Here is a 20,928-nt window from a genome sequence, read left to right on the forward strand (position 1 = left end):
GTCACAAGCCCGCGCTATCAGAACAGGTCGATTGGCGCTGATTCATCTGCTGGCAGCGGGCTGCCGGGCGCGCTGCTGCCGCCCAGTTCGTTGACGCTCGGTGGCGTGTCTTCGCTTTTGAACAGCTCGAAGAACGCGTTAGGTGTGCTTGGCGTTGCGGCGCGACCGCTCAGTGGGTCCACTCGCAGGCTGAGGATGCCCGCCGGTTCGGCCTGCTGATGAGGTGGCTTGTCTTTGAGCGCGGCGCTCATGTAGTCCATCCAGATCGGCAGCGAAACCGTACCGCCAAATTCATGACGGCCAAGGCTTTCCGGCTGGTCAAAGCCGCTCCACACCGTGGTGACGTAATCCGCGTTGTAGCCGGAGAACCACGCATCCTTGGAGTCGTTAGTCGTACCGGTCTTGCCCGCGATGTCCGGACGGTTCATGGCCAGGGCGCGACGGCCCGTGCCGCGCTTGATCACGTCCTGCAGCATGCTGTTCAGGATGTAAGTCGTGCGGCCGTCCACAATACGCTCGGCAAAGGCCGGCGCCTGAGGTTCGGCTGGCGTACCCGGCGCGGTGGTGGCCACGCTTGGGCTGTCATGCACGGCGAAGGTCGACGTATCAGGCGCGGTCTTGACGTCGTTGGCCGGCACGCTGGGCGGATTGGCGACAAATAGCGTCTGGCCGTCACGGTTCTCGATGGTCTGGATCAGATAAGGGCTGATCTTGTAGCCGCCGTTGGCAAAAGTGGCCCAGCCCGTGGCGATTTCCATCGGGGTCAGCGTGGCCGTACCCAGTGCCAGCGACAGGTTGCGCGGCAGGTCCTGCTTGGCAAAGCCGAAGCGGGTGATGTAATCGATGGTGCTGTCGATGCCCAGTGCCTGAAGCAGGCGGATCGAAACCAGGTTGCGGGACTTGTACAGCGCTTCGCGCAGGCGGATCGGGCCAAGGAAGGTGTTGGTGTCGTTCTTCGGACGCCAGACCTTGTCCAGGTATTCGTCAACGAACACGATAGGTGCGTCGTTCACCAGGCTCGATGCGGTGTAGCCGTTATCGAGGGCGGCGCTGTAGATGAACGGCTTGAAGCTGGAACCTGGCTGACGCTTGGCCTGCATGGCCCGGTTGTAGTTGCTTTGCTCGAACGCGAAGCCGCCGACCAGCGCACGAATGGCGCCATTCTGCGGGTCAAGCGAAACCAGGGCGCTTTGCGCGACGGGAATTTGACTAAACTTCAGCGTTCCGTCTTCCTGGCGCAGCAAGCGCACGAAGTCGCCCACTTTCGCCACGTCGCCCGGTTGCTTCGGATTCGCACCCAAACTGTTGGTGTTCAGATAAGGACGCGCCCACTTCATGGTGGCCCAGTCGACGGTTTCTTCCTTCTCGCCATTGCGGGTCAGAACACGCAGCCCGGTCTTGTCGACCTGGGTCACGATGGCGGGTTCGAGGCCGTTGATCGTCCGTTGTTTGGTCAGTTCCTGTACCCAGTTGGCACGGGTCATGGCCGGGAAGCGGCTTTCAGGACCGCGATAGCCGTGGCGCTGATCGTAGTCGATCAGGCCTTGCTGGATGGCCTTGTTGGCATGCTCCTGAAGGTCGCTCGGCACGGTGGTGGTGACGCGGAAGCCCTCTGTATAGGCCTCGCTGCCGTAACGGCCGACCATTTCCGCGCGCGCCATTTCAGCGATATACGGTGCATTCACTTCCGGCGTCGGGACGTGATAGCTGGCATTGAGCGGTTCGTTGAGTGCGGCCTGATAAGCGGTCTGGTCGATCTTGCCGAGACGGTACATGCGCCCCAGGATCCAGTCGCGACGTTCTTTGGCCCGGGTCGGGTTGGCCAGTGGGTTGAAACGTGACGGTGCCTTGGGCAGACCGGCAATCATGGCCATTTGCGCAAGGCTTACATCGCGAATCGATTTGCCATAGTAGACTTGCGCCGCCGCCTCGATGCCGTAGGCCCGGTTACCCAGGTAAATCTTGTTGACGTACAGCTCGAGAATCTCGTCTTTGGTGAGTTGGCGCTCGATTTGCAAGGCCAGAAGAATCTCGGTGGTTTTCCGTGAAAAGCTTCGCTCGCTGGTCAGGAAAAAGTTTTTTGCGACCTGCATGGTGATGGTGCTGCCGCCTGACTGAATATGGCCGCTCTTCACCAGTTGGGTGGCGGCGCGCATCAGGCTGCCAGGGTCGACGCCGTAGTGGTTGGCGAAGTTGTCGTCTTCGGCCGACAACAGGGCGTTGATGAAATTGGGCGGGATTTCCGCGAAGCGAATCGGCGTGCGACGCATTTCACCGAATTCGGCGATCAGCTTGCCGTCGCTGCTGAACACGCGCAGGGGAATTTGCAGTTGAATGCTTCGCAGCGCTTCAACGGAGGGCAGGGTCGGGCTCAGGTAAAGAAACGCGCCGCTCAAGCCAAGCAACAGCGAGCAGATTACCGCGACGAGGGACCACCAGAAAAACTTCAGCAGGCGTATCAAGGCTTTTGGATTTCCAGAAAAAATAATGGGTTAAGCGCAGGCGTTTACAAATGAACACGCCTTGAAGCTTTCTTAAATGAAAAAAACGCTGGGCATTATAAGCATTTTTCGTCCCCGAGCGTGATTTGCGCTACTGTCAAGGCTGTCGACAGTGACGTTGACCCGAAATAACTCCGTAAGTGACGGAAACTCAATAGGAATCAGGTTGTGTTCGAACTCTTCAGTAAGAAGGCCAACACCCTTCTAGGGATCGATATTAGCTCCACCTCGGTAAAACTCCTGGAATTGAGTCGTTCCGGCACTCGTTACAAGGTCGAGTCTTACGCAGTCGAGCCGCTACCGGCCAACGCTGTCGTCGAAAAGAATATTGCCGAGCTCGAAGGGGTTGGCCAGGCGTTGTCTCGCGTCCTCGTCAAGGCCAAGACCAGCGTCAAGATTGTGGCGGTGGCCGTTGCCGGGTCTGCGGTGATCACCAAGACCATCGAGATGGACGCCGGTCTGTCCGACGACGACATGGAAAACCAGCTCAAGCTTGAAGCTGACCAGTACATTCCTTATCCGCTCGAAGAAGTCGCCATCGATTTTGAAGTGCAGGGCTACTCGGTTCGCAACCCCGAGCGCGTCGAGGTGCTGCTGGCGGCCTGTCGCAAGGAAAACGTCGAGGTGCGTGAAGCCGCGCTGGCGCTGGCCGGGCTGACGGCGCGGGTCGTGGATGTCGAAGCCTATGCGCTGGAGCGTTCATTCGGCCTGCTGGCCGCGCAACTGGGCAACGGTCACGACGAACTCACCGTGGCAGTGGTCGATATCGGCGCCACCATGACCACCCTGAGCGTGCTGCACCACGGCCGGATCATCTATACCCGGGAGCAACTGTTCGGCGGTCGTCAGCTGACCGACGAAATTCAGCGCCGTTACGGGCTTTCGATGGAAGAAGCAGGCCTTGCCAAGAAGCAGGGCGGGCTGCCCGACGATTACGTTAGCGAAGTGCTGGACCCGTTCAAGGACGCACTGGTGCAGCAGGTCTCCCGTTCCCTGCAATTCTTTTTTGCAGCCGGTCAATACAACTCCGTGGATCACATCATGCTGGCAGGCGGCACGGCTTCTATTTCCGGGCTGGAGCATCTGATCCAGCGGCGCATTGGTACGCCGACGATGGTTGCCAACCCGTTTGCCGACATGGCCTTGAGTTCCAAGGTCAATGCCGGTGCCCTGGCCAGCGATGCGCCTGCCTTGATGATCGCGTGCGGTCTGGCGTTGAGGAGCTTCGACTGATGGCACGGATCAACTTATTACCGTGGCGTGAAGAGCTTCGCGAAGAGCGAAAGAAGCGCTTTCTGACCGCGCTGGTCGGCGTGCTGGTGGTGTCTGTCAGCATTCTGTTTCTCATCGACCGCTACGTCAGCAGTGCCATCGAGCATCAGATGGCACGCAATGCGTTTCTGCAGACCCAGATCACGCAACTGGATATCCGCATCAAGGAAATCAGCGACCTCAAGGCGCGTCGCAAGCAACTGCTTGAGCGCATGAAGATCATCCAGGACCTGCAAGGCAACCGTCCGATCACCGGGCGTGTGTTCGACCAGCTGGCGCGCACCCTGCCCGATGGCGTCTATTACTCGCAGGTCAAGATGGCCAACAAGCTGATTGCCATCAACGGTGCAGCCGAATCCAACAACCGGGTTTCGGACCTGATGCGTAACCTTGAAGCCTCCGAATGGCTTGAGGCACCGAGCCTGACCGAGGTCAAGGCCACGACCGCCGGGGCTGTGGATCAGGCCAACGTCTTTCAGCTGACCGTGCGCCAGACCCAGCCGCCGGTTGTCGCTGCCGAAGGAGCCAAGCCATGAACATGTCCGACTGGATGGACGGGCTGCGCAAGATCGACGTGAGCGAGCTGGAGCTGAACAACACCGGTTCCTGGCCTGCCGCCGTCAAGGTGATTGCGGGCGTGCTGGTTGCCGTACTGATTTTCGCGCTCGGCTATTTCTTCTTTATTCAGGATCTGGAGACCCAGCTGGAAGGGGCTCAGACCAGTGAGGTCACGCTCAAGGAGCAGTTCTCCAACAAGGCATTCCAGGCCGCCAACCTGGAACCCTACAAGAAGCAGATGGAAGAAATGGAAAACACCTTTGGTGCGTTGTTGAGGCAATTGCCAAGCGACACCGAAGTGCCCGGCTTGCTCGAGGACATCACCCGGACCGGTCTGGGAAGCGGGCTTGAGTTCGAGGAAATCAAGCTGCTGCCCGAAGCCGTCCAGCAGTTCTACATCGAGCTGCCGATACAGATCACCGTGGTCGGTGGTTATCACGACCTGGCGACCTTTGTCAGCGGCGTCGCCAGCCTGCCGCGCATCGTCACGCTGCATGACTTCGAGATCAAGCCGGTCGATCCCAAAGCGCCGGCCAAGTTGCGCATGAGCATTCTGGCCAAGACCTACCGCTACAACGATGAAGGGCTGAAGAAATGAGGGCGGCGCGAGTGTTGTGCGTCAGTGTGGTTCTGGCAGGGCTGACCGGTTGCGGCAATGACAATGACTTTGCCGACCTGACCGAGTTCATGGATCAGGCCAGGGCACGTCCGAGCGGCACCATCGAGCCGTTGCCCAAATTCCGTCCCTATGAAGCGTTCACGTATAACGCCTCGACCCTGCGCAGCCCGTTTCAGCCGCCGGTCAAGATTGACCTGCTCAATCGCCAGAAGGGCACACGGCTGGTGGCGCCGGATGAGCATCGGGTCAAACAGTTTCTCGAAGGGTTCAACATCGAGTCGTTCGAGATGGTCGGCACGATTGGCAACGAGTCAGGCACCTTTGCCTTGTTGCGCGGCGCTGGCGGTGTACACCGCGTCAAGGTGGGGGATTACCTGGGGCGCAATAACGGCCGGGTCGTTTCTATCGGCGATGCGCAGGTGGATGTCATCGAAATAGTTCCTGATGGAGAGGGGGCCTGGCTGGAAAGGCCGCGCAGTATTTCCCTCAAAGAACGCTCATGAAGTGGGCAAGGCCAAGTATGCACAGTAGCGCTCAACGGAAATTGATCATGACCCGGATTTTCTCGATTATCGGCGTGTCGTTATGCATCGCGATGCTGTCGCCGGTTCTCCAGGCTGCCACCCTCAAGACCCTGGATGTCGCTGCCCTGCCGGGTGATCGCATCGAGCTCAAACTGTCATTTGACGCGCCAGTGCCTGCGCCGCGTGGCTATACCACCGCGCAACCGGCGCGCATCGCGCTGGACCTGCCGGGCGTGACCAGCCAGTTGGCGACCAAAAGTCGTGAGCTGGGCACTGGTAATGCACGCAGTGTGGTGGTGGTGCAGGCCCAGGATCGCACGCGGGTGATCATCAACCTGACGACGCTGGCGCCCTACAGCTCGCGGGTCGACGGCAACAATCTGTTTGTGGTCATCGGTCAGGGCGCGTCCGCCGCACAGGCTTCCCAGCCAACCACCGCGATGGGGGCGCAGCGAGTGGCCGTGCCGCCTCCCACGCCAGCTTCCGCCAAACCTTTCGTGCCTGCCGGGGCCAAGGCGATCAGGAATATCGACTTTCAGCGCGGCGAGCTGGGCGAAGGCAATGTGGTCATCGACCTGAGCAACGCCAGCATCGCCCCTGATATTCAGGAACAGGGCGGCAAGATTCGCGTCGATTTCGCCAAGACGCTGCTGCCTGATCCGCTGCGCGTGCGCCTCGACGTCAAGGACTTCGCGACGCCCGTGCAATTCGTCAGTGCTTCGACCTCCGGCGACAAGGCCAGCATTCTGATCGAGCCGTCGGGCGCTTTCGATTACTCGGCGTTCCAGACTGAAAACAAACTGACGATCAGCGTCCGCCCGTTGACCAACGAGGACCTGGACCGCCGCGCCGCCGACAAGCCGGTGTATACCGGTGAAAAACTGTCGCTGAATTTTCAGGACATCGATGTGCGTTCGGTGCTGCAGCTGATTGCCGACTTCACCAACCTCAACCTGGTGGCCAGTGACACGGTCCAGGGCGGCATTACGCTGCGCCTGCAGAATGTGCCTTGGGATCAGGCGCTGGATCTGGTGCTGAAAACCAAGGGGCTGGACAAGCGCAAGGTCGGCAACGTCCTGTTGGTCGCGCCAGCCGATGAAATCGCTGCCCGCGAACGCCAGGAACTGGAATCGCTCAAGCAGATCGCTGAACTGGCCCCTCTGCGCCGTGAGCTGCTGCAGGTCAACTACGCCAAGGCCGCTGACATCGCCAAGCTGTTCCAGTCGGTGACCAGCGCCGAATCCAAGGCTGACGAGCGTGGCTCGATCACCGTCGATGACCGGACCAACAACATCATTGCCTATCAGACCCAGGAGCGTCTCGACGAGCTGCGTCGTATCGTTTCGCAGCTGGACATCCCGGTGCGGCAGGTGATGATCGAGGCCCGAATCGTCGAAGCCAACGTGGATTACAACAAACAGCTGGGCGTGCGCTGGGGCGGCAGGACCAACCTGTCGGGCAACAGCAAATGGAGCACGGGCGGCCTGGACAACAACGGCGATGAGGCGGGCAACACCGGCAGCAATCTGGGGCCTAACATTCCGTTCGTCGACCTGGGCGCCGCGGATGCGACCACGGGTATCGGCCTGGGCTTCGTGACCAACAACACGTTGCTGGACCTTGAGCTGAGCGCGATGGAAAAAACCGGCAACGGTGAAATCGTCTCGCAGCCGAAAGTAGTCACTTCCGACAAGGAAACCGCCAAGATCCTCAAGGGCACGGAAATTCCGTACCAGGAATCCAGCTCCAGCGGCGCAACCACCGTGAGTTTCAAGGAAGCGTCCCTGTCGCTTGAGGTGACGCCGCAGATCACGCCGGACAACCGCATCATCATGGAGGTCAAGGTCACCAAGGATGAGCCGGACTACCTTAATTCGGTGCAGGGTGTGCCGCCGATCAAGAAGAACGAGGTCAACGCCAAAGTGCTGATTTCCGATGGCGAGACCATCGTCATTGGTGGTGTGTTCTCGAATACGCAAAGTAAAGTTGTCGATAAAGTGCCATTTCTTGGCGATGTACCGTATCTTGGCCGGCTTTTCAGGCGCGATGTGGTATCTGAGTCCAAATCCGAGCTGTTGGTATTTTTGACTCCGCGTATCATGAACAACCAGGCGATTTCTGTGAGTCGTTGATTTTGTGCGAAATTTAATACTTGTGGGGCCGATGGGTGCTGGCAAGAGCACCATCGGCCGCTTGCTTGCCAAAGAGTTGCGACTGCCGTTCAAGGATTCCGACAAGGAAATCGAGCTGCGCACGGGCGCCAATATCCCCTGGATCTTCGACAAGGAAGGCGAGCCGGGTTTTCGTGATCGCGAGCAGGCCATGATTGCCGAGCTGTGCGAGGCCGACGGCGTGGTTCTGGCCACCGGCGGCGGTGCGGTGATGCGCAGTGAAAATCGTCAGGCCCTGCGTGCCGGTGGGCGCGTGGTGTACCTGCATGCCTCCATCGAACAGCAGGTCGGACGTACCGCGCGTGACCGGAATCGTCCTTTGTTGCGGACTGCCGACCCGGCACGGGTGTTGAGCGAATTGCTGGCCATTCGCGACCCGCTGTATCGGGAAATTGCCGATCTGGTGATCGAAACCGATGAGCGGCCACCCCGAATGGTGGTTCTCGAGATACTCGGACGTCTTGCAGAGCTTCCTCCCCGTTAAAGCGCAGACGAAAATGCGCTATCCTCGTCGACCATAAAAACAGCGACGGTACATGGCCTGGCGTCATGACCTGCTGAGCACACAACCGTGCAACCGGTAATCAATGTGGGGACACATGCAGACACTTAAGGTCGAGCTGGGTGAGCGTAGCTACCCGATTCATATAGGCGAAGGCCTGCTGGATCAGCCGGAATTACTGGCCCCGCATATCGTCGGGCGTCAGGTGGCTATCGTCTCCAACACCACAGTGGCCCCGCTGTATCTGGAGCGTCTGACCCGGACTCTGGCCGGTTACAACGTGCTCCCGATTGTCTTGCCCGATGGCGAGGCCTTCAAGAACTGGGAAACCCTGCAGACCATTTTCGACGGTCTGCTCACGGCCCGTCATGACCGTCGCACCACTGTCATCGCCTTGGGCGGCGGCGTGATCGGTGACATGGCAGGCTTCGCTGCCGCCTGTTACCAGCGCGGCGTGAATTTCATCCAGATTCCGACCACGCTGCTGTCCCAGGTGGACTCCTCGGTGGGCGGCAAGACCGGTATCAACCACCCGCTGGGCAAGAACATGGTCGGTGCGTTTTATCAGCCGAGCGTCGTGCTGATCGACACCACCTCGCTCAACAGCCTGCCCGAGCGTGAACTGTCCGCCGGGCTGGCCGAAGTCATCAAGTACGGCCTGATCTGCGACGAGCCGTTTCTGACCTGGCTCGAAGAGCACGTAGACGCCCTGCGCGAGCTGGATCAGGCTGCCCTGACCACCGCCATCGAGCGCTCCTGCGCGGCCAAGGCGCTGGTGGTCGGTGCCGACGAGCGTGAGTCGGGTGTTCGCGCGACCTTGAACCTGGGTCACACATTCGGTCACGCCATCGAGACGCATATGGGCTATGGTGTCTGGCTGCATGGCGAGGCGGTGGCGGCCGGGACGGTCATGGCGCTGGAAATGTCCGCGCGCCTGGGCTGGATCAGCACGCAGGAACGGGATCGCGGCATTCGCCTGTTTCAGCGTGCCGGGTTGCCCGTCGTCCCTCCGCAGGACATGACGGAAGATAATTTCCTCGAACACATGGCGATCGACAAGAAAGTCATCGACGGTCGCCTGCGTCTGGTGCTGTTGCGCCGGATCGGCGAAGCGGTTATCACGGACGATTATCCAAAAGAAGTATTACAGGCCACCCTGGTTGCGGATTACCGCGCCCTGGTGGATCAGCTTAGAGGTTAACGGAAACCCCATGACTAGTTTGCATGCCGACGAGGCCTTCCTCGGTCATTATCAGTTGAGTCATGACCCCTTTGCGGCGCGGGTACCTGGCTTCAAATTCTTTCCTGCCCAGCGCAAGCCTGTGCTGGGTCAGCTTCATCATCTGGCGCGTTACAGCCAGCTGCTGCTGGCGGTCACCGGGCCTCAGGGCAGCGGCAAGACCCTGCTGCGCCAGGCGCTGGTGGCGAGCACCAACAAGCAATCGGTGCAAAGCGTCGTGGTGTCCGCGCGCGGTGCCAGCGATGCCGCAGGCGTGCTGCAGCAGGTCGCTCAGTCGCTGAGCGTCGCCCAGCCTGAAATGCAGGCGATCCTGTCGCAGGTCGTGCAATTGGGTCTGACCGGCCAGGAAGTCTACGTACTGGTTGACGATGCGGAACAACTGGGCGATTCGGCGCTCGAAGCGTTGCTGGGTCTTGCTGCGGGAACCCCTGACGGGCGTCCGCATGTATTCCTGTTCGGAGAGCCATCGCTGCTCGATCGTCTCGATCAGATGTGTGCCGACCTGCAGGGCGATGTCGAAGGCGAACGCTTTCACGTCATCGAGCTGCAACCCTATACGGAAGAGGAAACCCGGGAGTATCTGGCTCAACGTCTGGAGGGTGCAGGGCAAGGAATCGCATTGTTCACTGCCGACCAGATCACCGATATTCATGAACAGTCCGATGGCTGGCCTGGGGCAATCAACCAGGTAGCCCGCGATTCAATGATCGAGGCGATGATCGCGAGTCGTTCCGCGGTCAAGCGTCCAAGTGTGGGGTTCAAAATGCCGAAAAAACACGTATTGGCCTTGGGTGCCGTCGTTGTCGTGGCCGTGGCAGCAGCAGTGCTGATCCCGGGCCGTGGTGACAAGACGGGCACGACCGCCAATGCCCCTGCTTCCGCCCAGGCGCAATTGCCGCTGGGTGAGGGCAAGCCGACTGCTCAGCAATCGAACAATGGTGGCCCGGCCATCGAGTTCGCGGGCAATTCCCAACCGATGCCGTTGCCCATGAATGGCAATTCGCAACCGGTGATGCGCGGTCCGCTGGCTGAAGCTGCCGGTTCCAGTGATACGGACGAAGACTCCGTGCCGACTGGCTCGCCTGCCCAGCCGCCCACCGTAACCACCACGGCGCCACCTGCTGGCGTTCCGGCAGGTCAGGCTGCCGCCCAGACGCCTCGCTCGTCAATTCCTGCGCCTACCCCTGCGCCAGCGCCGGCCGCCAAGCCAGCCCCTGCGCCGGCTCAGGTTGCGACGGCCAAGCCTGCTCCGGCCCCTGCTGCCAAGCCTGCCGAGAAACCCGCCGCCGCTGGCAAGGCTGCCACCGGTGGTAGCTGGTACAGCAGTCAGGCGCCAGGCCATTATGTGGTGCAGATTCTGGGCACCAGCTCCGAAGCGACGGCTCAGGCCTACATCGCAGAGCAGGGCAGCGAGTACCGTTATTTCAAGAAAACCCTGCAGGGCAAGCCGCTGTACGTCGTGACGTATGGCAACTTTCCTGACCGCGCTGCCGCCTTGGCAGCCATCAAGGTATTGCCAGCCAAGGTTCAGGCTGGTAAACCTTGGCCTCGTACTGTCGCCAGCGTCCAACAAGAGCTCGGCGCCACTCGTTGAAGTCGCAACGGCCCTATCCGGGCCGTCCGCCGACACACCTGACTTAACCTGCAAGGCGCGTCACCTTATCGGTGCGCGCCTTGCAGCGTCCGCGTTACAAACGCCCTACAGTCTCCGTCGCGTCAGTCAGATTTATGACGAAATACTTTGACTAGCACAGCGACCCGCTTTAAAACTTTCATAATTGCGACATTGATTATCAACCAATCGTCGCTAAATTTGTGAGCGCTTGTGTCGCTGTGTACAATGACCTCCGTTTTTGCCTGTCCGAAGCCGGCGTACGTTCGGCGTGTCAGGTAATAGGTTGAATTAAAAGGAAATTTGCCTCGCATAGAGGCAGCCTGGTGAGAAAGTGTCTATGAAAGCAGGTCTGTACCAACCAGATGAATTCAAGGATAACTGCGGCTTCGGCCTGATCGCTCATATGCAGGGCGAGCCCAGTCATCACCTGTTGCAGACGGCCGTCCAGGCCCTGACCTGCATGACCCACCGTGGCGGTATCAACGCCGACGGCAAGACCGGCGACGGTTGCGGTCTGTTGATTCAGAAGCCTGACGGCTTCCTGCGTGCAATGGCCAAACAACACTTTGGTGTCGATCTGCCCCGCCAATACGCTGTGGGCATGGTGTTCCTCAATCAGGACGACGCCAAAGCCGAGGCGGCACGCGAAAACATGAACCGCGAGATTCTGGCCGAAGGCCTGGATCTGGTGGGCTGGCGTCAGGTGCCGATCGATACCAGCGTGCTGGGTCAACTGGCGCTGGAGCGGTTGCCGAAAATCGAGCAGGTCTACATTGGCGGCGAAGGCCTGAGCGATCAGGAATTCGCGATCAAGCTGTTCAGTGCGCGTCGCCGCTCGTCGGTATCCAACGCGGCGGACACCGATCACTACATCTGCAGCTTTTCGCACAAGACCATCATTTACAAAGGCCTGATGATGCCGGCCGACCTCACGGCCTTTTTCCCGGACCTGAGCGACGAGCGTCTGCAGACCGCCATCTGCGTATTCCACCAGCGTTTTTCGACCAACACCCTGCCGAAATGGCCGCTGGCGCAGCCGTTCCGCTTTCTTGCCCACAACGGCGAGATCAACACCATTACCGGCAACCGCAACTGGGCGCAGGCGCGGCGCACCAAGTTCACCAATGACCTGATGGACCTGGATGAACTCGGCCCGCTGGTCAACCGCGTGGGTTCCGACTCATCGAGCATGGACAACATGCTCGAACTGATGGTCACTGGCGGCATCGACCTGTTTCGCGGCGTGCGCATGATCATTCCGCCTGCGTGGCAGAACGTCGAAACAATGGACCCGGATCTGCGGGCCTTCTATGAATACAACTCCATGCACATGGAGCCGTGGGACGGCCCGGCCGGCATCGTGATGACCGAAGGTCGGCATGCGGTCTGCCTGCTCGACCGTAACGGCCTGCGCCCGGCGCGCTGGGTCACGACCAAGAACGGCTACATCACCCTGGCGTCGGAAATCGGCGTGTGGGACTACAAACCTGAAGATGTCATCGCCAAGGGCCGTGTCGGTCCGGGGCAGATTTTTGCCGTGGACACCGAAACCGGTCAGATCCTCGACACCGATGCCATCGACAACCGCCTCAAGTCGCGTCATCCGTACAAGCAATGGCTGCGCAAGAATGCCCTGCGCATTCAGGCCACCATGGAAGACAACGATCACGGTTCGGCTTTTTACGACAGCGAGCAGCTCAAGCAGTACATGAAGATGTATCAGGTCACGTTCGAAGAGCGTGATCAGGTGCTGCGTCCGCTGGGTGAACAAGGTCAGGAGGCTGTTGGCTCGATGGGCGATGACACGCCGATGGCTGTGCTGTCGCGCCGCGTGCGTTCGCCTTATGACTACTTCCGCCAGCAGTTCGCGCAGGTCACCAACCCGCCGATCGACCCGCTGCGCGAAGCCATCGTCATGTCGCTGGAGATCTGCCTCGGTGCCGAGCGCAACATTTTCCAGGAATCGCCAGAACACGCTTCGCGTGTGATCCTCAGCTCGCCGGTCATTTCCCCGGCCAAGTGGCGTTCGCTGATGAGCCTGGAGCGCCCGGGTTTCGAGCGCCAGATCATCGACCTGAACTACGACGAGAGCCTGGGCCTTGAGGCCGCTGTGCGCAACGTCGCCGATCAGGCCGAAGAGGCCGTGCGTGCCGGTCGTACACTGATCGTGCTGAGCGACCGCCACATTGCACCGGGCAAGTTGCCGGTGCATGCCTCCCTGGCGGTCGGTGCAGTTCACCACCGTCTGACCGAGCAGGGCCTGCGTTGCGACAGCAACATTCTGGTCGAAACCGCCACGGCGCGTGATCCGCATCACTTCGCCGTGCTGATCGGTTTCGGCGCGTCGGCGGTGTACCCGTTCCTGGCCTACGAAGTGCTGGGTGACCTGATCCGTACCGGCGAAGTGCTGGGCGATTTGTACGAGGTCTTCAAGAACTACCGTAAAGGCATCACCAAGGGCCTGCTCAAGATCCTGTCGAAGATGGGGATTTCGACCGTCGCGTCCTATCGGGGTGCGCAGTTGTTCGAAGCCATTGGCCTGTCCGAAGAAGTCTGTAACACCAGCTTCCGCGGTGTACCGAGCCGCCTGAAAGGCGCGCGTTTCGTCGACATCGAAGCCGAACAAAAGGCCCTGGCTGCCGAAGCCTGGAGCCCGCGCAAGCCGATCCAGCAGGGCGGTTTGCTCAAGTTCGTCTACGGTGGCGAATACCACGCCTATAACCCGGACGTGGTAAGCACCCTGCAAGCCGCCGTGCAGCAGGGCGACTACAGCAAGTTCAAGGAATACACCGCGCTGGTGGACCAGCGTCCGGTGTCGATGATTCGTGACTTGCTGCAGGTCAAGACCCTCGACCAGCCGCTGAACATCGACGAAATTGAGCCATTGAGCGAAATTCTCAAGCGTTTCGACTCGGCCGGGATTTCGCTGGGTGCCTTGTCGCCAGAGGCTCACGAAGCGCTGGCCGAGGCAATGAACCGTCTGGGCGCACGTTCCAACTCCGGTGAAGGTGGCGAAGACCCGGCACGCTACGGCACCATCCGCAGCTCCAAGATCAAACAGATCGCCACCGGCCGTTTCGGTGTGACGCCTGAGTATCTGGTCAACGCCGATGTGCTGCAGATCAAGGTCGCGCAAGGCGCCAAGCCGGGTGAAGGCGGGCAATTGCCGGGCGGCAAGGTCAATGGCCTGATCGCCAAGCTGCGCTATGCCGTGCCGGGCGTAACGCTGATTTCGCCGCCGCCGCACCACGACATCTATTCCATCGAAGACCTGTCGCAGCTGATTTTCGACCTGAAACAGGTCAACCCGGCCGCGCTGGTGTCGGTCAAGCTGGTAGCAGAAGCCGGTGTGGGCACCATTGCCGCAGGCGTGGCCAAGGCCTATGCCGACCTGATCACCATTTCCGGCTACGACGGCGGCACCGGCGCATCGCCGCTGACTTCGATCAAGTACGCTGGCGCGCCGTGGGAACTGGGCCTGGCTGAAACGCACCAGACCTTGCGCGGCAACGACCTGCGCGGCAAGGTCCGGGTGCAGACCGACGGTGGTCTGAAAACCGGTCTGGACGTGATCAAGGCGGCCATTCTCGGTGCCGAAAGCTTCGGCTTCGGCACTGCGCCGATGATCGCACTGGGCTGCAAATACCTGCGTATCTGCCACTTGAACAACTGCGCCACCGGCGTCGCGACCCAGAACGAAAAGCTGCGCAAGGACCACTACATCGGCACTGTCGACATGGTGATCAACTTCTTCACCTACGTGGCTGAAGAAACCCGCGAGTGGCTGGCCAGGCTGGGCGTTCGTTCGCTGGAAGAGCTGATCGGCCGTACCGACCTGCTGGATATCCTGCCGGGCGAAACCGAGAAGCAGAAGCACCTGGACCTGACACCGTTGCTGGGCAGCGACCACATCCCTGCCGACAAGCCGCAGTTCAGCCTGGTGGACCGCAACCCGCCATTCGACAAGGGCCTGCTGGCCGAGAAAATGGTCGAGCTGGCCAAGCCAGCCATCGAATCGCTCAGCGGCGGTGAATACGAACTGGATATCTGCAACTGCGACCGCTCCATTGGCGCACGGATCTCCGGCGAAATCGCCAGGCTGCATGGCAATCAGGGCATGAACAAGGCGCCGATCACGTTCCGCTTCAAAGGCACTGCCGGTCAGAGCTTCGGGGTGTGGAACGCCGGTGGCCTGAACATGTACCTGGAAGGCGATGCCAACGACTACGTCGGTAAAGGCATGACCGCTGGCAAGCTAGTGATCGTGCCGCCCAAGGGCAGCCCGTTCAAGACCAACGAAAGCGCCATCATCGGCAACACCTGCCTGTACGGCGCAACCGGCGGCAAGCTGTTTGCGGCGGGCACGGCGGGCGAGCGTTTCGCGGTACGTAACTCGGGCGCCCACACGGTTGTGGAAGGCACGGGTGATCACTGCTGCGAATACATGACCGGTGGCTTTGTTTGCGTACTGGGCAAGACCGGTTACAACTTCGGTTCCGGCATGACCGGCGGCTTCGCTTATGTGCTCGATCAGGACAACACGTTCGTTGACCTCGTCAACCATGAGCTGGTCGAGATCCAGCGCATCAGCGGCGAGTCGATGGAAGCCTATCGCACCCACTTGCAGAGCGTTCTGAACGAGTACGTGGCTGAAACCGGCAGTGAATGGGGGCGTAACCTCGCCGAAAACCTGGACGACTACCTGCGTCGTTTCTGGCTGGTCAAGCCCAAGGCTGCCAACCTGAAATCGCTGCTCTCCAGCACTCGGGCGAATCCGCAATAAAGGCCACTGCCTGCGGCGAGTTTTGCGCCGCGAGTGTGCCGCCCTGTGAATTGAACTGAATTGATTTCTCGCAGCTTCAGGCTTGTCGCTTGAAGCTGCCGCAAAGAGGCTCCAGAGAATGGCTGAACGTCTCAGTAACGACTTCCAGTTCATCGACGTCGGACGTAAAGACCCGAAGAAGAAACTGCTGCGTCAACGCAAGAAAGAGTTTGTGGAAATCTACGAACCCTTCAAACCTCAGCAGTCCGCCGATCAGGCGCACCGTTGCCTGGGCTGCGGTAACCCGTATTGCGAGTGGAAGTGCCCGGTACACAACTTCATTCCCAACTGGCTCAAGCTGGTCGCCGAGGGCAATATTCTGGCGGCGGCGGAATTGTCTCATCAGACCAATACCTTGCCGGAAGTCTGTGGCCGCGTGTGCCCGCAGGATCGTCTGTGTGAAGGTGCCTGCACGCTGAACGACGGTTTCGGTGCGGTGACCATCGGCTCGGTCGAGAAATACATCACTGACACCGCGTTTGCGATGGGCTGGCGTCCGGACATGTCGCGGGTGGTCCCGACCGGCAAGCGTGTTGCGATCATTGGTGCCGGTCCGGCGGGCCTGGGCTGTGCCGATGTGCTGGTGCGGGGCGGCGTGACACCGGTGGTGTTCGACAAGAACCCGGAAATCGGCGGTCTGCTGACCTTCGGGATCCCCGAGTTCAAGCTGGAAAAATCCGTGCTGAGTCATCGCCGTGAAGTGTTCACCGGCATGGGTATCGAGTTCCGGCTCAACACCGAAGTCGGCAAGGACGTGACCATCGATCAACTGCTCGAAGAGTACGATGCCGTGTTCATGGGCATGGGTACCTACACCTACATGAAAGGCGGTTTTGCCGGTGAAGACCTGCCGGGCGTACACGATGCGCTCGACTTCCTGATCGCCAACGTCAACCGCAACCTGGGCTTTGAAAAAGCGCCGGAAGACTTTGTCGACATGAAGGGCAAGCGCGTTGTCGTACTGGGCGGTGGTGACACGGCGATGGACTGCAACCGCACCTCGATCCGTCAGGGCGCCAAGTCAGTGACATGCGCTTACCGTCGCGACGAAGAAAACATGCCGGGGTCGCGCAAGGAAGTGAAGAACGCCAAGGAAGAGGGCGTGCGTTTTCTCTACAACCGCCAGCCCATCGCCATTGTCGGCGAAGGCAAGGTTGAAGGCGTGAAGGTGGTCGAGACCCGTCTCGGCGAACCTGATGCCCGTGGCCGTCGCAGTCCTGAGCCGATTCCGGGTTCTGAAGAGATCATTCCGGCAGACGCCGTGGTCATCGCCTTCGGCTTCCGTCCAAGCCCGGCGTCGTGGTTCGAGCCATTCACGATCAGCACCGACAGCCAGGGCCGTGTCGTGGCTCCGGAGCAGGCGCAGTACAAACACCAGACCAGCAACCCGAAGATCTTCGCCGGTGGCGACATGGTTCGCGGGTCCGATCTGGTGGTCACTGCCATCTTCGAAGGCCGCAATGCCGCTGAAGGGATCATGGATTACCTGGGCGTTTGAGTACACGCCCGCTTGTTTTTGATTTTTTGAAATAACTCCAAAGGGTCATGGCGACCCGCCTTCGTTCGAACTTCGCCGCCCCTCCAAGGGGCGGCAGTTCGGCGTCTCACTCCCCTTTTTTGCTCCCAACCCCTGTCTTTGCGTCATCAGGCAGGCGGTCGGTTGTTTACGCCCTGTTTCCGACAGCGGTTTCTGCGTTCGCGAGGCGTTAGGATCTGCGCTTCAGTGGGAGGACTTCTTCGGATCGGCTCCTCCAACCACCATGTCGCTATAAGGAAATAGCCATGTCGAAAGCAGCACCTATGGGCAAACGTGCCCGCTCCCTTGATGGACAGTCTCTCGGACCGAAACAGTTCACGCCCAGCACCGTCGCCATTCGCGAACACCGAGCCCGTGAAGGGGCAGATCGCCTCATCGATCAGATTGTCGAGCGTTTCGCGGTAAAAAATGACTTCCCCGACGATGGCGATCATGCAGTGTTCGCCTTGCTGGTTCAGTTGCCGGAATGGCCCGCGGACCTGTCGATCAGGGTTCAGAACGAGCGCGAAGAAGTGCTCGCGGTTTATCTGAAAGGCAAGAACGAAAGTGATATTCAAAACGCTGTTGTCCTGACGCTGAATGAAGACAAAGACTACGTTGCACCCGAGGGCACCGTTCTTTCCGACGAAGAGCCGTTGTTGCATCTGATCTTCAGCCAGCTGCCTGGCAACTCGACGCTCGGGATGGGCGGGAATTTTCCGGGTAGCAGCAGTGTCGCTGGCCGGATCGTCACCTTGCGTGAACAGGTCGCCGGATTGGCGAGTGAGCAGCGCCCGCTTTTATTCGCGGCGTTGCTGGCAGATGAAGGGGCTTCCAAAAGCACGCTGGACGTTCGCCAGCCCAACCCCTTTTTGCCACTTTGGGACCGCAGGAGCGCTAAGCTTCCGCCGGTGCTGGGCTGGTTGTGTGCCTTGTGCCCCGAGGTTCCGGTCGGCCGCCTTGAAGAGTTGCTGGAACGGATGCAACTGACAGAAGAACAGCAAGTCGACTTTCTGGAGAATGATGTTCTGCCAGACGCGTTCGACGAGGCGATGGCGATTTCGCTGGATGAATGGACCCGCAGTACGGCTATCGATGGTCTGTCGCGCACCCGGATTTTCAATCAATACACCGATGAACTCGCTCGCACTACGGCTTGGGAACTGTTGGCTGCGTCAGGGCGGAATCTGGTGATCGTCGACTACGGCATGAGCAAGTACGTGCCCGAAGGACCTGACGATACCAGTATCGTCCTATTGCATGACGGCTTCGGTCATTACCGTGCTCAGGATATAAGCAACGGTGAGATCAGCGTTTTCAAGGAAGGCACCGACAGTTTTTATCTGGCAATCAGTTCGCAATTGAAGGCTGAGGAGCGTTCTTTGCTGGGGATGCAGTTCGAGCAGGATGTCGCGGGGTTCCGCAAGGTTCTGACCCAGCATGCGATCAAGGACAACGGAGGCTGGTTCGATCCCGAAAAGCCGACAGGCATTGAACGCGAACTCTTGCCCGAGTGGTTCGCCGAGGCGTCCGATGACGACAAGTACAACTGGAAGCTCGCCGTACAGGACTACAGTCAGGCCTTGCTCGAAGCCCAGGCCCCTGATCTGCTTGAACCCGCCGGCTACGGAGCGCCTGATCAGCTTCGCCACTATGCCCGCGAGAAACTGCAGGAGCGAATCCTGCTGGATCACGGTGTAGAGGTGAACCCTGATGAGGTCAGCATCCATACCGTGAGCATTGAAATCGATCCGGGCTTCTTCCTGGATCTGGATTATGAGTTCGCAGGCCCTTCGGAGGCGCAGGCGCATTACGAAACGCAGCAGCGCAGTCTCACGGACTTATCCCTTGAAAACATCGCTGTGACCGATCTCAACTTTTTGCTGACCAGTCGCGCGTTCGACGCTCAGGGGCAATTGATCGGTTTCCTCAAAGCCGGTTATCTGTTCGGGCTGATCCGTGATCTGAACATTGGCGAGGATTATCCTCAGTACCTGAGAACCTTACTGTCGACCTCGACCACCGGAAAATGGCACCGCGAACGCTATGCGCGCGTGATGCAGGCCCAGATGCGACTGGACGGTATCGAGGCAAAGATGGCAGGCGACTTTCTGGGTGATGGCAGCCTTCCTCCCGACCTGGCGAACAGAGGCCACAAGTGGTTAACGGCGGTGCTGGACCATCCGGTCGAAAGTGATGACCGTGCAACCGTTGAGGGGCATCGCATTCAGGCCAGCCCGTTGTCCATTAACGGCGTGCCATTGAGCGGCGTACTGGCCATCGGCGTCGAGGCTCGCGCCAGCGTCGGCTCGCTGGTGATTTTTACGCCGCAGGCGCCTGACGGTACCTGTTTTCGGGAAATGAGCAGCCCGAAAGAACTTCAGCAGTTCCTGCTTGAGCCTGCGATGCTGGATTATCTGGTGGGCAGGGCAGCGCTCCCCTCTCAGGCAGAGGTACGACGGGCATTGACCGTTGACCGGGATGCGCTGTTCATGGAACTGCTGCCTTGCAGCGAAAACTTTCTTGAGGCGGTTTATGACGCTGAAGTCGAGCGCGTGATATCGGCTGTGGATGAGCAGACCCACAGCAATTGGGAAACCAATTGGCAAAGTGCCTGGGAAATCACCAAAACCGTTGGCAATATCATCCTCACGTTCACGCCTTTCAAAGTACAACTGCCGATCGCCGCCATCCGCAGTTTCTACGCCATCTGGCAGGGCGTCGGGAAGGCCGCCGACGAGGAGGGCAGTGCGCCGTTGTATTTCGTTCAGGCGGCGCTGTTGCTGGCCGATGGACTGACGCTGCCAAAAGGGCGGCGGGTTAAACCGTTTTCTGCGGCAACGGTGGGTCGCTCTGTGCTCGATCCGAAAACAGCGGTACCCAAAGCACCTGTCGGCATGACATTGCGCGATGACGGGATTTACCGTGGCCTCCACGAGAAAGCTCAAGAGGGCGTACCGAGCCGCTTTTACGCCGTACAACAGGAAAAAGCCTATGCCGTCAGATACGATTCCGATTCTGCGGCATGGCGGGTGATTGATTCGCGGCGACCTGATGCCTATTACCAGTTGCCGATCCAGCTCGATGATCAAGGCGTCTGGGTGCATGCCTCGACCGGTTTGCGCGGCGGCGGCAAACACCCGGTTAAGAAACTGCCCTCTGAAGTCGGAAAGGCTAAAGATGAAGCAGGCCAGAGCGGTGGAAAACTCCGTTACAAAGTAAACATGAATGATTTCTTCAACAGCACTGAATTCAAAAAAGCAGACAAGGACATACAGGCCAAAGACCTCGAGGGCGCCGTCAAGAATGCTATCGAGAAGTACGTTCTGGATGGCAGTGGTCACCTGCATAGGTGGAAACACGATGGAAAAAATCACATAGACAAGAAGGAACGGCTGTTTTTCCTGGACCTGACGTCCATTGGCAACAGCACGGGAAGAGGGGATTGGCGTCTGGTCCTCAGGCGTGCAGAGAAAGGCATGCTTCAGCCTTTCGATATCCTGAATCATAAGGATATGTGACAGAAGCGGGCCGGTTCGGAGGGCGCGTGCCCCCGTATAACCACAGCCAATCGTCCTGATAGACAAA

The 20,928-nt window shown here is 59.6% G+C and carries 12 protein-coding genes; 11 read left to right on the plus strand and 1 reads right to left on the minus strand.

The genetic code is table 11. The features are described 5' to 3' along the window. Positions 1-17: 17 nt before the first annotated feature. On the minus strand, positions 18-2,459 hold the full coding sequence (locus tag BW686_RS20585; protein ID WP_373271045.1) for a penicillin-binding protein 1A: 2,442 nt from the start codon (positions 2,457-2,459) through the stop codon (positions 18-20). Positions 2,460-2,669: 210 nt separating this feature from the next. Between BW686_RS20585 and BW686_RS20590 the strand changes: the two genes are divergently transcribed. The 11 genes from BW686_RS20590 to BW686_RS20645 all read left to right on the plus strand — a co-directional run bounded on the left by BW686_RS20590 (position 2,670) and on the right by BW686_RS20645 (position 20,861). Beyond that, positions 2,670-3,734: a pilus assembly protein PilM gene (locus BW686_RS20590; protein ID WP_007248061.1), complete on the plus strand. Its 1,065-nt coding sequence runs from the start codon at positions 2,670-2,672 to the stop codon at positions 3,732-3,734. Beyond that, entirely contained in the window at positions 3,734-4,309 is a 576-nt protein-coding gene (locus BW686_RS20595) for a PilN domain-containing protein (protein WP_084919339.1), read from the plus strand. Before BW686_RS20590 ends, BW686_RS20595 begins: the two co-directional genes overlap by 1 nt. Beyond that, positions 4,306-4,929: a type 4a pilus biogenesis protein PilO gene (pilO, locus tag BW686_RS20600; RefSeq protein WP_084919340.1), complete on the plus strand. Its 624-nt coding sequence runs from the start codon at positions 4,306-4,308 to the stop codon at positions 4,927-4,929. Before BW686_RS20595 ends, pilO begins: the two co-directional genes overlap by 4 nt. Then, positions 4,926-5,453, plus strand: coding sequence for a type 4a pilus biogenesis lipoprotein PilP (pilP, locus tag BW686_RS20605; protein ID WP_084919341.1), 528 nt, complete (start codon positions 4,926-4,928; stop codon positions 5,451-5,453). Before pilO ends, pilP begins: the two co-directional genes overlap by 4 nt. Before the next feature lie 47 nt (positions 5,454-5,500). Continuing rightward, on the plus strand, positions 5,501-7,606 hold the full coding sequence (gene pilQ, locus BW686_RS20610; protein ID WP_179149335.1) for a type IV pilus secretin PilQ: 2,106 nt from the start codon (positions 5,501-5,503) through the stop codon (positions 7,604-7,606). A 4-nt stretch (positions 7,607-7,610) separates the two neighbouring features. Continuing rightward, the gene (gene aroK, locus BW686_RS20615; protein ID WP_084919343.1) at positions 7,611-8,129 is read left to right on the plus strand and encodes a shikimate kinase AroK; all 519 of its coding nucleotides are present in this window, start codon (positions 7,611-7,613) and stop codon (positions 8,127-8,129) included. 115 nt (positions 8,130-8,244) lie between these two features. Next, the gene (gene aroB / locus BW686_RS20620; protein WP_084919344.1) at positions 8,245-9,348 is read left to right on the plus strand and encodes a 3-dehydroquinate synthase; all 1,104 of its coding nucleotides are present in this window, start codon (positions 8,245-8,247) and stop codon (positions 9,346-9,348) included. A gap of 10 nt (positions 9,349-9,358) precedes the next feature. After that, complete coding sequence (locus BW686_RS20625; protein WP_084919345.1) at positions 9,359-10,981, plus strand: SPOR domain-containing protein; 1,623 nt, start codon at positions 9,359-9,361, stop codon at positions 10,979-10,981. A 358-nt stretch (positions 10,982-11,339) separates the two neighbouring features. Further along, positions 11,340-15,785 carry a glutamate synthase large subunit gene (gltB, locus tag BW686_RS20635; RefSeq protein ID WP_084919346.1) on the plus strand — a complete coding sequence of 1,482 codons (4,446 nt, stop codon included), beginning with the start codon at positions 11,340-11,342 and terminating at the stop codon, positions 15,783-15,785. Between the two features lie 118 nt (positions 15,786-15,903). Then, positions 15,904-17,322: an FAD-dependent oxidoreductase gene (locus BW686_RS20640; protein ID WP_084919347.1), complete on the plus strand. Its 1,419-nt coding sequence runs from the start codon at positions 15,904-15,906 to the stop codon at positions 17,320-17,322. A gap of 284 nt (positions 17,323-17,606) precedes the next feature. Continuing rightward, on the plus strand, positions 17,607-20,861 hold the full coding sequence (locus BW686_RS20645) for a dermonecrotic toxin domain-containing protein (RefSeq protein ID WP_179149336.1): 3,255 nt from the start codon (positions 17,607-17,609) through the stop codon (positions 20,859-20,861). The last annotated feature ends 67 nt before the right edge of the window (positions 20,862-20,928 follow it).

The organism is Pseudomonas syringae (assembly GCF_002157375.1).
GTDB classification, from domain to species: Bacteria; Pseudomonadota; Gammaproteobacteria; order Pseudomonadales; family Pseudomonadaceae; genus Aquipseudomonas; species Aquipseudomonas syringae_T.